The sequence below is a fragment of the Streptomyces venezuelae genome (genome assembly GCF_008642315.1).
Lineage (GTDB): Bacteria > Actinomycetota > Actinomycetes > Streptomycetales > Streptomycetaceae > Streptomyces > Streptomyces venezuelae_D.
This window is the reverse complement of sequence record NZ_CP029192.1, coordinates 2,342,931-2,355,345: the sequence shown is the minus strand read 5'-3', so window position 1 is coordinate 2,355,345 and position 12,415 is coordinate 2,342,931. Positions and strand designations below refer to the sequence as shown.

Sequence of the window (12,415 nt, the reverse complement as noted above, 5' to 3'; positions counted from 1 at the left end):
GGACTCGATAGTTAGGTAAGGCTAGCCTTACCTCGCAAGGTCGATCGTGGAACCATCGTGGAACCGAGGAAGGTACAGCCTTGATCACGGCTACGCCGCGCCCCGCCCCGCTGCGCGAACTCCCCGCGCACGAACTCACCGCAGGAGCGCCGGCCAGGGTGCCCGTCGTGCGCCGGGCCCGTGAGTCGGACGCCGCCGAACTCGTCGCCCTGTCCCAGCCCTTCGTACGCTCGGGGGCGCTGCGCGAGAGGCCGGCCTCCCTCTACTCCGACCAGGCCGCCGATTTCCTCGTCATGGCCGTACCCGGCGGTCCCCTCGAAGGCTGCGTCGGCCTGCGTGTGCACCCGGCCGACCCGGCGGAGGGCCGCGGACCGGCGGGCGTTCTCTACAACTTCTGCGTGGCCGAGCACCGGCAGGGCCGCGGAGTGGGCGCCGGTCTCATGCGCGCCGTACTGGCCGTCGCGCGCGCCGAGTCGCTCGGGGCCCTCTTCACGGCGACGACGGGCGGGGCGGGCCTGTTCCTCCGGTACGGGTTCGCGCCCGCGGCCGTTCGGACGGCGCCGCGGGCGTGGGCCGACTCCCTCGATCCGCGGCGCAACGCGCAGATACTCGCGCGGAGTCTGTGAGGTCCGACGCCACGGCGATTCCGCGTCACTGACGCCGCTCCCGCCCCGACGTTGCTCCCGCATCGCCGCTGCTCCCGCCCCGGATCACGTCCCGGGGCGGGAGTTTTCGTGGGTGCCGGTCTCACTTCGTGGGCGCCGGTCAGACGGTGCACTCGTCGTGTTCGGCGCCCTCGTGAGGGGTCGCGGCCTCCTCGTCGGGCACCACGGTCGTGCCGGGACTCGTCTCGCCGAGTACGCCGCTCAGCACCGCGTGCCGCACCCGGCCGTCGAGCACGTGAGCCTTGCGCACGCCACCGCGGACGGCCCGCAGGCAGCCCTCCATCTTCGGCAGCATCCCGCTCGCGAGCCCGGGCAGCAGCTCGTCCAGCGCGTCGGCCGTCAGACGCTCGATCACCTCGGTGCTGCGCGGCCAGTCCGCGTACAGACCCTCGACGTCCGTGAGCATCACCAGGCGTTCGGCGTCGAGGGCCACGGCCAGCGCCGACGCGGCGAGGTCGGCGTTGACGTTGTAGACCTGCCCGTCCTCGCCGCGTGCCACGGGGGAGACGACCGGGATGTGGCCCTGCTCCAGGAGCGCGCGCACGGTCCCGGGGTTCACCTTCACGATGTCCCCGACGAGGCCTATGTCCACCGGCCGGTCGTCCACCCAGGCGGCCCGCCGCACGGCCGTCATCGTGTGCGCGTCCTCGCCCGTCATGCCGACGGCGAAGGGACCGTGGGCGTTGATGTGGCCGACCAGCTCCCGCTGGACCCGGCCGGTCAGCACCATGCGGACCACCTCCATCGTCTCCGGAGTGGTCACCCGCAGGCCCGCCGCGAACCGGGTCTCCAGGCCGAGGCGGTCGAGCATCGCGTTGATCTGGGGTCCGCCTCCGTGGACGACGACGGGGCGCAGTCCGGCCTGCCACAGCTCCACGACGTCCCGGGCGAACGCCCGCTGCAGATCCGCGTCCACCATGGCGTGCCCGCCGAACTTCACGACGACGACGCTGCCTTGCATGCCTTCCGCGCGGAGAAGAGCCTCCCCGTCCTCGGACTCCTGCTCCCTGACGGCCGTTCGCATGTGTGCCCCTACTCCGTTCACGAGCTGTACGCGCTGTTCTCGTGGACGTACGCAGCGGTCAGATCATTCGTCCAGATCGTCGCCGACGCGTCCCCGGAGCGCAGGTCGACGGTGACCGTCACCGCGCGCCCCGAGAGGTCCACCTTGTCCCGCGGCTCACCGGCCGCACCGTCCCTGCACACCTGGACGCCGTTGATCGACACGTCCAGGCGGTCCGGGTCGAAGACCGCGGAGGTCGTGCCGATCGCCGACAACACCCGGCCCCAGTTCGGATCCTCGCCGTGCAGGGCGCACTTGAGGAGGTTGTTCCGTGCGATCGACCGGCCCACCGTGACGGCGTCCTGCTCCGACGCCGCGCCGACCACCCGTACCTTGATCTCCTTCGACGCGCCCTCCGCGTCCGCGACGAGCCGGAGCGCCAGGTCGAGGCAGACGCCGTGCACGGCCTCCGCGAACTCGGCCGGGTCCGGGCGCACCCCCGAGGCGCCCGAGGCGAGCAGCAGGACGGTGTCGTTGGTGGACATGCAGCCGTCCGAGTCCACTCGGTCGAAGGTGGTGCGCACCGCCTGCCGGAGCGCGGAGTCGAGCGTCGGGGCACTGACGTCGGCGTCCGTGGTGAGGACCACCAGCATCGTCGCGAGACCGGGGGCCAGCATGCCCGCGCCCTTCGCCATGCCGCCCACGGTCCAGCCGGGGCCGGGGCCAGAACCGGAGCGGGGGCCGGAGGCGGGACCGGAGCCGGACGCGACCGCCGTCTTGTGCACCGAGTCGGTCGTCTTGATCGCGATCGCCGCGGCCTCGCCGCCGTCCTCCGACAGCTCCGCGGCGGCGGCGTCGATGCCTGCCGTCACCCGGTCCATGGGCAGCGGGACGCCGATGAGTCCCGTGGAGCACACCGCGACCTGCTCGGCCTCGACGCGCAGGGCCCGAGCCGTGCGCTCGGCCATCGCGCGGGCGTCGTCCTCACCCGCAGGGCCCGTACAGGCGTTGGCGCCACCGGAGTTGAGGACGACGGCGGCCAGCGCGCCGTCGCCGATCACACGCCGAGACCAGCGCACGGGCGCGGCCTGCACCCGGTTGGAGGTGAACACCGCGGCCGCCGCGTACGACGGGCCCCGGTTCACCACCAGGGCCAGGTCCGGTGCCCCGGAGTCCTTGATCCCGGCGGAGACCCCGCTCGCGGTGAATCCCCGGGCAGCGGTCACGCTCACGGAGCCACTCCGTTCATGGGCAGACCCGCCCCTTCGGGGAGGCCGAGGGCGATGTTCATGCTCTGCACCGCACCACCCGCGGTGCCCTTGGTCAGGTTGTCGATCGCGCTGACGCAGACGAGCCGACGTGCGACCGGGTCGACGGTCACCTGCACCTGCGCGGTGTTGGACCCGAGGACGGCGGCGGTGGAGGGCCAGGTGCCGGGCGGCAGCAGACGTACGAAGGGCTCGTCGGCGTAGGCGTTCTCGTACGCGGAACGCACCGCCTGCTCGAGGGCGCTCATGTCGTCCGGTGTGGTGTGTGGGTCGGTGCCAGCGCCGGTTCTGGCGCCTGTGCTGGTGCCGGTGTTGGTGTCGGCCGCTCGTTCCGGACGCAGGCGTGCCGAGCAAGTGGCGAGGATGCCGCGCGGCATCGGTGCCAGGGTCGGTGTGAAGGACACTGTCACGCGCTCGCCCGCGACGCGTGACAGGTTCTGCGTCAGTTCGGGCGTGTGCCGGTGGCCGCCACCGACTCCGTAGGGCGTCATCGAGCCCATCACCTCGGAACCGACGAGATGCGGCTTGGCCACTCGCCCGGCCCCCGACGTGCCGCTGGCCGCGACGACGACGGCCTCCGGTTCCACCAGGCCCGCCTGGAAGGCCGGGTACAGGGCGAGGGTCACCGCTGTCGGGTAGCAGCCCGGCACGGCGACCCGGTCGGTCCCCTTCAGCTCGTCCCGGGCGCCGGGCAGTTCGGGCAGCCCGTAGGGCCACGTACCGGCGTGCGGGGAGCCGTAGAACCGCTGCCAGTCCTCCGCCTCGCGCAGCCGGAAGTCGGCCCCGCAGTCCACGACGAGGGTGCCCGGTTCCAACTGCTGTGCCAGTGCGGCGGACTGGCCGTGCGGCAGCGCGAGGAACACCACGTCATGTCCCCGCAGCGACTCGGCCGACGTCTCCACGAGGACCCGGTCCGCGACGGCGGCAAGGTGCGGTTGTACGTCGCCGAGTCGCCGCCCCGCGCTGCTGTGCGCGGTCACCGCGCCGATCTCGACCTCCGGATGCGAGACCAGCAGGCGGAGGATCTCCCCGCCGGCGTAGCCACTGGCTCCGGCCACCGCGGCCCGTACTGTCATGGTCTCCGTCTCTCGTGGGGGGTGTGCTTCCCGTGGGGGGTCTGGTTCTCGGGGATGTGGTTCTCGGGGATGTGGTGATGGCCGGATCACGCGTTCTTCGGCTCCCTGTGCAGGAGAAGGCCGCGCAGCAGACCGTCTGTCGTGCAGACCATCCCGCTGCGTGCGGCCCAGCGGAGGGCCAGCGTGTGTTCCTCGGCGGAGAGGTCGGCGACCGCGTCGGCGACGACGAACGGCTGGATGTCGTTCATGAAGGCGTCCGCCGCGGTCAGGAGGACCCCGAGGTGCGCGTACACCCCGCAGACGATCAGCTGATCACGGCCCTTCGACCGCAGCAGCCTGCCGAGATGGCTGCGCAGGAAGGCGTTGTGGCGCACGTTCGACAGCAGGTGTTCGCCGGGGCGGGGCGTGAGGGGCGAGACGATCGCGGCGGCGCCCGGCTCGTCCCCGATCCCGGGCCCCCACATGTCGGCGACGAGTCCGCGCTGCCCCGGCGCCTGACCGGCCGGCTCCGCGCTGAAGATGACGGGCATGTCCAGCGTCGACGCCAGCTCTCGGAGCGTCGCTATGTTGTCGACGAGTTCCACCACAGGAGAGCGGCCCGTGGGGAACACGCCGACGAAGTGGTTCTGCATGTCATGGATCAGCAGCGCGGCACGCACCGGGTCGATTCGCCAGGAGACGTGGGACCGGGGGAGGGCGGTGCGGTCCGGCATCGGGTAGGAGCCGATGGCGGGTAGGCCCATGCGTGTTTTCCCTCCCCTGATGACGCGCGCACCGCTGGGTCCGAACTGCGAAGTGACGTTAGCTTAGCCTAACCTAATTTATCTCTGGTTCGAGGTGAAGGGACCGAGCGGCGGAGCGGCTGTGTGTGGCGCAATTGTGTACACGAACGGGGAGTTGAGCGGGACGAGCACGCGAAGCTGTGGATAAGTGTTGGCGTGCTCCTGACCGGGGTTATCCACAGGGCAAACCGGAATCCGGCGCTTCGCGGGAAAGTCGGCGCATGACGAATCACAGCGAAGCAACGGGTCAGTACGAACCCGACAGTTCCGTCCACGCCGACGGCATCGCCCGACCCGCGGACCCGTTCGGAGAGCCGGTGGTCACGCTGCGCACACCGGCGGAACTGGCGGACGCGTTGCCGTACTTGCTCGGGTTCAGGCCCGAGGAGAGCATCGTGCTCATCGCCCTGCACGGCGATCGGGGCCGGTTCGGCGGCCGCGTGCGGCTCGGTGTCCCCGAGCGTGCGGAGGACTGGCCGTGCGTCGCGGAGCAGCTGGCCCAGTGCCTGGTGGGCGGCTCCGAGCGGAGGGGGGAGCGGCCCGACGGCATCGTCGCGTTCCTCTGCCAGGATCCCGTCGGCGCGGAGACGGGGCAGCAGGTCGTGGAGCGGTTGCGCCCGCTGGCCCAGGAGCTGCGCACGGCTTGCGGCCGCCTGGACGTGCCGGTCCTCGAAGTCGTGTGCATCGCGCAGAGCCGCTTCTGGACCTATTGCTGTCCGGACACCGGGTGCTGCCCGCCGGAAGGCGTCCCCCTGCTCAGGCCGGGCACTTCGGTCCTGGCCGCCGCCGCGACGTACATGGGCGTGCGGGCGGACGCCACGCAGAGCGAGATCAGGGGACGGCTCACCCCGTGGGAGACCGCCGCGGCGACGGACCAGGAGCGAGCGCTCGACGCGGCGAGCGTCGCACTCCTGCCGAGGATGTTGCGCGACGCGGAAGCGGAGGCGGAGGCGGTGGCGGAAGGCGACGCGGCCCGGGACGAGAAACCGGTCGGCGTCCCGGGCAAGGACCCGGGCAAGGCGTGTGACGAGGGGCAGGGCGTCGCCTCGGACACGCTCGATCTGGCGCGCCGGATCATGGCGCGCCTCGAAGCGGCACCTCCGGCCCCCGGCGACACCCTCGCGGCCGACAACAGGGACGACGAACTGATCGCGCACGACGAGGCGGCCGCGCTCATCTGCGGCCTCCAGGTCCGCACGACCCGCGACCGCGCGGCGGAGTGGATGGAGGGGACCGAGGGGCCGTCCGCGCTGCGGCTCTGGAGGGCCCTGTCGCGCCGTTGCGTCGGGGCGTATGCCGAGTATGCGGCCGCCCCACTGGCACTCGCCGGCTGGGTCGCCTGGTCGCTCGGCGACCTCGCGGAGGGCCAGGAGGCGCTGGACATGGCCCTGGGGGCCGACTCCCGATACGCCTTCGCTCTGCTCCTCAACCAGGCCTGCAACGACGACATGGACCCGGAGACGATCCGCCGCTGCCTACGACGGAAGCGCGAGGCCCGTGACGGCGCCACCGTCCACGACGCCGCTGCTCTTCAAGACGGCGCCACGGTCCGCGACGACGCCGCACCCCCGCGTCGGCGTCGCCGTCGCCGTCCGTCGCGCACCGCGAGTGAAGCCTCCCGGGCGCCCGGCGGCCCGGCCAGGGGCCCGCAGAACCGCCGCCAGACCGCCCGCCGCGTCGCGAAAGAAGGCCCGTAACCGCCGCACGAACTCTGGGCCACATGGTCGGCTTCGCCCCGGAAGGCGTGACTTGGCCCGGGGTCCGCCCGTTCACCTGAGTGGCGGTACCCCAGCCGTGTCACACCGCCGATTCACCGACACCGCAGACACCGTGCAGGCACCGCAGACAACGCAAAAGAAGCTGCCCATGTCTCTTCCCGCCCCGTCTTCTGTCGGACGATCCATGTCGTCCCGGCCTTCGCGTCCGTCACTCACCCCCACATCGGCCGCGGCGCCGGAGCCGCACCGTGTCCGCGAACTCCCGCCCGCGCACACCGCGCTGATCTGCGTCGCCCTGCCGGCACTCGCCATCTCGACGGACCAGGGGCAGTTGACCGGCCGGGGCCTGGAGGGGTTCTACCGCGCGGGGCGCCGGACCCTGTCCCGCTGCCACGTGCGGGTGGCGGGGCGCGATCCGGTCGCCGTGCAGGCGCGCATGCTCTCGGCGGACAGCGCCCGGTTCGTCGCGACGCTCCGGCTCTCGACGGACGGCGGCCCCGACCCGGAGGTCGTCATCGAGCGGATCCGGCACGCCGACGGCACGGAACGGATCACCTTGCACAGCGCATCGGGGCGGCCCCTGCGGCTGCCACTCGAGGTCGCGCTCGGCACGGACCTCGCGGAGGTGGGCGCGGTCGCCTCGGGCCGGGCAGGGCCCGAACTGCCCGCCAGTGTGCACGACTCCGGCATGCGGTGGTCCTCCGCCGTGGCCCACTGCGTTGTCACGGCTGACCCGGCGCCCGCCGACGCCCTCGCCTCCGCCGGGCTGCTGCGCTGGGAGATGGACCTGCCTCCGGGCACCTCTCGAAGCGTGGAGCTCCGGGTGCGGCCCGACGGTGCGGGGTTGGTCCGCGCGGTGGGACGCGGTGCGGTGCGTTCGGCCGCCGGGGCGCGGGCGACCGGCGACGACCCGAGGGCCCAGCCGCTCCTGGCCCGGTGCGTCGAGGATCTGCAGGCGCTGCTGCTCCGGGACCCCGAGCATCCGTCCGACATGTATCCGGCCGCGGGCGCGCCATGGCGCTGCGGTCTCGCCCCGGCCGAGGCGTTGGCCGCAGCCCGCATGGCACTGCCGCTCGGCACCCGCATCGCCGCCGGGACGCTGCGCACACTCGCCCGTCGCCAGGTCGAGGGCCCGGGGCCCCGGGCCGGTCTGATCCCGGGGCCGTTGCGGGACGCCGGCCCGCACCTGCCGCCCGGCTGCACCGGCACCGAGGCGACCCTGCTCTTCCCGGTGGTCCTCGCGGAAGCCCGCCGGTGGGGGCTCCCCGCGCAGGAGGTCGAGGAACTGCTGCCCGCGGCGGAGCGGTGCCTGCGGTGGCTGCACACCACGGTCGGCGACGGCGTCTTCCTGTCCGACGTCCACCCGGCGGGGATCGCCCGCGGTGAGGTCCAGGCGCACGCGCATCGAGCGGCGCTGCTGGGCGCCGACCTGCTCGACGCGCACGGCCGCGCGGACTCCCTGGGGCTGCGCCAGTGGGCGGCCCGGTTGCGGTCCGCCTTCCAGGAACAGTTCTGGGCGGACGACCGGACGGGCGGCAGGCCGGCCGCCGCCCGCCTGGCCGACGGCAGGCTCGTGCCGCACCTCGTCGGAGGAGCGGCCCACCTCCTGGACACCGGTCTGCTCGGCGCGGGCGCGCTCGCCCCCGGACTGCTCGACAAGGTCAGGACCGAGCAGCTCGCCCGGCTCTTCGGCGGGCCCGTCATGGACTCCGGCTGGGGGCTGCGCAGCCTGGGCGCGAAGGAGATCGCGTACAACCCGTTCGGGCACAGGGGCGGAGCGGTCCGCGTGCACGAGACGGCGGTGGCCGTCACGGGCCTGGCCGCTGCGGGGTACGAGAAGGAGGCAAGCTCGCTCCTGCGCGGCCTGTTGTCCGCGGCCGAGTGCTTCGGCCACCGGCTGCCGGAGATGTATGCGGGAGAGCAGCGCACGGAAGGAGCGGCTCCGCTGCCGCACCCGGCGGCCTGCCGCCCGGCCGCCACCGCCGCGGCCGCCGGGGTGCACGTCCTCACCGCGCTCGCCGGAATCCGCCCCGACGCACCCGCGGGCACGGTGAAGCTCGCTCCGGTCCGCAGCGCTCCGCTGGGAGAGCTGGTGCTCGGCGGGCTGAGCGTCGCGGGAGCACCGTTCTCCGTACGGGTGAGCCGGCTCGGCCTCGCCATGGTCGAGGAGGCGGCCGACGGGCTGCAGTTGGGGGTATGACCTTGTCCCACGTACAGAGACGGCACACCGACGACCGGACTCGCGCACCCGGCGATCCGGGTGGTGAGGCGATGGGAGGCAACAGGACAGCAATGGGCGAAGGAGGTGTTTATCGTCAAGCAGACGACTATGATCGCGGCATGTCGCCCTACGACCCGTCGGCCTTCCCGCCCTTCGCTGTCACCGTCGACCTGGTCGTGCTGACCGTGCGCCGGCACTCGCTCTGCGCGCTGGCCGTGCGGCGCGGTGAGCAGCCGTTCCAAGGGCGTTGGGCGCTACCGGGCGGGTTCGTACGCGCCGATGAGGACCTGTCGTCGGCGGCCGCGCGCGAACTGAGCGAGGAGACGGGCCTGTGCGCGCACGCGCCCGACGCCCCGGCGCAGGCCAATGGAGCGCACCTCGAACAGCTCGGCACCTACGGCGACCCGAAGCGTGATCCGCGCATGCGCGTGGTCAGCGTCGCCCACCTCGCGCTCGCTCCTGACCTGCCCGCGCCGCGCCCCGGCGGCGACGCGAACAGCGCCCGCTGGGCCCCGGTGGAGGCCCTGCTCAACCAGGGTGGCTACGGCCGCGAGGACGAACAGGCCGCGCCCCTCGCCTTCGATCACGCCCAGATCCTCGCGGACGGCGTGGAGCGCGCCCGCTCCAAGATCGAGTACTCGTCGCTGGCCACGGCCTTCTGCCCGCCGGAGTTCACCGTCGGCGAGCTGAGACGCGTGTACGAAGCCGTGTGGGGCGTCGTCCTCGACCCACGCAACTTCCACCGCAAGGTCACCGGCACCCCGGGCTTCCTCGTACCCACCGGCGGGACCACCACCCGCCAGGGCGGACGTCCCGCCCAGCTCTTCCGCGCGGGCGGCGCGACGCTCCTCAACCCGCCGATGCTGCGTCCCGAAGTCTGACGCCCTCACTCGTCGTCACCTGCTGATCCTGCTCATCCTGCGGCTCCGGGCACAGGCCACTGGACACCAGTGGCCCATGCCCTGACCGAAAAGCCGCAAATGTCGCGTTATCTTGCTGCAGTACCCACGGGGTTCGTCCGCCCCCGATCCGGCGGACGGGCCCCGGCCGCCGAGCGGTCGCACATCCTGCGAGAGAAGCGATGATCCAGGCCATCGGACTGACCAGCAATCCCCGCCAGGAGCTCCCGCCCGCCGTCGAGGACGTGTCCTTCGAGGCACGCACCGGCCGTGTCACGGCGCTGCTCGACGCCGAGTCCATCGGCGCGACCACGGCACTGCGGCTGATGCTCGAACTCCAACAGGGCCGTGGGGTCACGTACTTCAGGGGCCGCCCCCTGCACCGCATCGCCCATCCGTCACGCGAGGTCGGCGTCCTCCTGGGCGACGTCCCAGGCCACCCGGCGCGTTCGGTCCGCGGCCATCTGCGCATGCTGTGCGCGGCGATGGGGGTGCCCGTCCTGCGCGCCGACGACGTCCTGGAGGCCGTCGGACTCGTCAGCCTCCGGGACGAGCGCCTCGGCACCCTCTCGCGCGGCATGGACCGGCGACTGGGTCTGGCCTGCGCGCTGCTCGCCGACCCCCATACGCTCGTCCTGGACGGGCCGGGCGAGGGCCTCTCGGCGAGAGAGGCCGCCTGGCTGCACGGCATCCTGCGCGCCCACGCCTCCCAGGGCGGCACCGTCCTGTTCAGCACGTGCGACCCCAAGGAAGCGGCACGGGCCGCCGACCGCGTCGTCACACTGGATGCCGGACGTCTGGTCGCCGACCAAGAGGCCGCGGACTTCGCACGCACCAGACTCCGCCCCCGCGTCGCCGTCCGGACCCCGCACGCCGCCCGCCTCGGCGCCCTCCTCGCCAAAGAGGCACGTGCGGGACACCGCTCGATCGAGGTCGTCAAGGAGGACGGCAACCGGCTCTCCGTCTACGGAAGCACGTGTGCCGACGTCGGCGAGACCGCATACCGCCACAGCATCCTCGTCCACCAACTCGCCGACGAGACCGGCGACGCGGGCCCACCGAGCCACACCAGCCAGCCGTGGCGAGAGGGCCGCCAGGACCACCAGGACCGGCCGGGGCGGGAGGACCACCAGGGCCGGCCGGGTTACCGGAGCTCGCAAAACCCGCAGAACCCGCAGGATCCGCGGGACCACCAGGACCGGCCCGGTCACCGGAGCTCGCAGAACCCGCAGGATCCGCGGAACCGCCAGGACCGCCAGGACCGTCAGGACCGGCCGGGTCGGCAGAACCGCCAGGATCGGCTGGGGCTCCGGAGCCCGCAGGACCCGCAGGCCCCGCAGGCCCCGCAGGACCCCCAGAACCCGCAGGATTCGTTGGACCGTCAAGACTGCCGGGACCCCCAGGGCTGGCCGGGCCACCAAGACCCGCAGGACCAGCAGGACCAGCGGGACCAGCGGGACCAGCGGCACCAGCCGAACCGGGGAGAACACTCAGAGCACGGAACCGCGCCCAGCCAGATCCCCGCGCCCGCCTCCGCCCCCGAGTCCGGCCCCGAGGCCGCGTCAGCGCCCGCGCCCGAGGGCGCCACCGCCTCTCAAGCCGAAAGCCACCCGGCCGGCGACTCGTCAGACACCGCCGCCGACGACGCCACAGGGACGGCCGACGTCACCTCCGACGTCCCAGGCGACGCCCCCACCGACGCCTCGGCGGCACCAGGAGACGACGACACCGCACCGCTCGACACCGCCTCACGCAGCACCGCACCACCCGGCCCCACGCCACTCGACACCACACCGCTCGACACCGCACCGAGCGACACTGTCCCGCTCGACACCGCGCCCCTCGACGCCGACACCCGCCGCTCCGATACGTCGACAGGAATCCTGACCGCCGCCCAGGACACGGCCTCCACACCGGCTTACGTAGCCGCTTCCGCTTCCGCTTCCGTGTCCGCGTCCGGATTCGCGACCGCGGCCTCCGCCCTGCCGCCCCCTATTACCGTCCGCCCCGGCAGAAGCCCTCTGCGCCCGCTGCGCTACGAGGTGCGTCGCCTGCTGGGCGTCGGTACGGGCTACTTCACGCTTGCCGCCGTCCTGGCCACCTCCGCCCTCTTCTCCGTCTTCCTGGCACGTTCCGGGCACACTCCGCAGTCGCACCTGCTCGCCGCCTGGCCGCACGAACTTCCCTTGCCGCCCGCCGCCCTTGGCGCCGGGCTCCTGGGCGCCCTCGCCTTCGGCGACGAGTTCCGCCACCCCGCACTCGCCGCGGACCGAGGCACCGTCCCGCGCCGCCTCGGGATGCTCGGCGCCAAGCTCCTCGTCGCGGCCGTGACGGCGCTGCTCCTGAGCACGCTCGCGGTGGTCTCCGACGCCGTCCTGCTCCACCTTGTATACGGAGAGGAGCTCACGAAAGTTCCCGCTGACTGGCCGTCGCTGAGCGCCAGTTGGTACGCCCTGGTGACGGGATGCGCCTGGGCCGGCGTGCTGGCCGCGGGGGTCTTCCGGTCCACGACGGCGGGCCTCGCCGCGGTGCTCGCCGTGCCGATCGTCGTCGTACCTCTCGTACAGAAGGCCGTCGAGGGACCGTCTGTGCGATCCGCGGCCGGACTTCCGGCGCGGCTCCGGGACCTCGCTCTGGTGCAATGGCCGTTCGGTGCCGAGCGATATCTGACGGCGGGAGTGCGCATGATCGCCCAACCCGTGGGCACCGCGCTGATGTTGTCGCTGACCGCTCTGCTCTGCGCATATGTGCTCACGGCGATGCGCACCAGAGTCCGTTGACGA

9 protein-coding genes are annotated in these 12,415 nt (G+C 72.9%); 5 read left to right on the top strand and 4 right to left on the bottom strand.

The features are described 5' to 3' along the window. The first annotated feature begins 80 nt into the window (after nucleotides 1-80). A complete protein-coding gene (locus DEJ48_RS09800; protein ID WP_411757440.1) occupies nucleotides 81-626 on the top strand; it encodes a GNAT family N-acetyltransferase in 546 nt (181 codons plus the stop codon). A 139-nt stretch (nucleotides 627-765) separates the two neighbouring features. Here the strand turns inward: DEJ48_RS09800 and argB are convergent, their stop codons facing one another. The 4 genes from argB to DEJ48_RS09780 all read right to left on the bottom strand — a co-directional run bounded on the left by argB (nucleotide 766) and on the right by DEJ48_RS09780 (nucleotide 4,755). Next, nucleotides 766-1,626, bottom strand: coding sequence for an acetylglutamate kinase (gene argB, locus DEJ48_RS09795; RefSeq protein ID WP_150221089.1), 861 nt, complete (start codon nucleotides 1,624-1,626; stop codon nucleotides 766-768). Nucleotides 1,627-1,706: 80 nt separating this feature from the next. After that, nucleotides 1,707-2,900, bottom strand: coding sequence for a bifunctional glutamate N-acetyltransferase/amino-acid acetyltransferase ArgJ (gene argJ, locus DEJ48_RS09790; protein WP_150215782.1), 1,194 nt, complete (start codon nucleotides 2,898-2,900; stop codon nucleotides 1,707-1,709). Next, nucleotides 2,897-4,012: an N-acetyl-gamma-glutamyl-phosphate reductase gene (gene argC, locus DEJ48_RS09785; RefSeq protein WP_150215781.1), complete on the bottom strand. Its 1,116-nt coding sequence runs from the start codon at nucleotides 4,010-4,012 to the stop codon at nucleotides 2,897-2,899. The genes argJ and argC overlap by 4 nt, the downstream gene beginning before the upstream one ends. A gap of 86 nt (nucleotides 4,013-4,098) precedes the next feature. Then, nucleotides 4,099-4,755 carry an isochorismatase family protein gene (locus tag DEJ48_RS09780; protein WP_190537308.1) on the bottom strand — a complete coding sequence of 219 codons (657 nt, stop codon included), beginning with the start codon at nucleotides 4,753-4,755 and terminating at the stop codon, nucleotides 4,099-4,101. A 260-nt stretch (nucleotides 4,756-5,015) separates the two neighbouring features. On the opposite strand from DEJ48_RS09780, the gene DEJ48_RS09775 reads away from it, so the two are divergent. From DEJ48_RS09775 to DEJ48_RS39665, 4 genes are all read left to right on the top strand, one after another. Then, the gene (locus DEJ48_RS09775) at nucleotides 5,016-6,491 is read left to right on the top strand and encodes a DUF4192 domain-containing protein (RefSeq protein WP_150215780.1); all 1,476 of its coding nucleotides are present in this window, start codon (nucleotides 5,016-5,018) and stop codon (nucleotides 6,489-6,491) included. A gap of 205 nt (nucleotides 6,492-6,696) precedes the next feature. Next, nucleotides 6,697-8,712, top strand: coding sequence for a glycogen debranching N-terminal domain-containing protein (locus DEJ48_RS09770; RefSeq protein WP_190538118.1), 2,016 nt, complete (start codon nucleotides 6,697-6,699; stop codon nucleotides 8,710-8,712). A gap of 140 nt (nucleotides 8,713-8,852) precedes the next feature. Beyond that, complete coding sequence (locus DEJ48_RS09765; RefSeq protein ID WP_223831984.1) at nucleotides 8,853-9,614, top strand: NUDIX hydrolase; 762 nt, start codon at nucleotides 8,853-8,855, stop codon at nucleotides 9,612-9,614. Nucleotides 9,615-9,814: 200 nt separating this feature from the next. Continuing rightward, nucleotides 9,815-12,412 carry an ATP-binding cassette domain-containing protein gene (locus DEJ48_RS39665; RefSeq protein ID WP_190537304.1) on the top strand — a complete coding sequence of 866 codons (2,598 nt, stop codon included), beginning with the start codon at nucleotides 9,815-9,817 and terminating at the stop codon, nucleotides 12,410-12,412. Nucleotides 12,413-12,415: the final 3 nt, after the last annotated feature.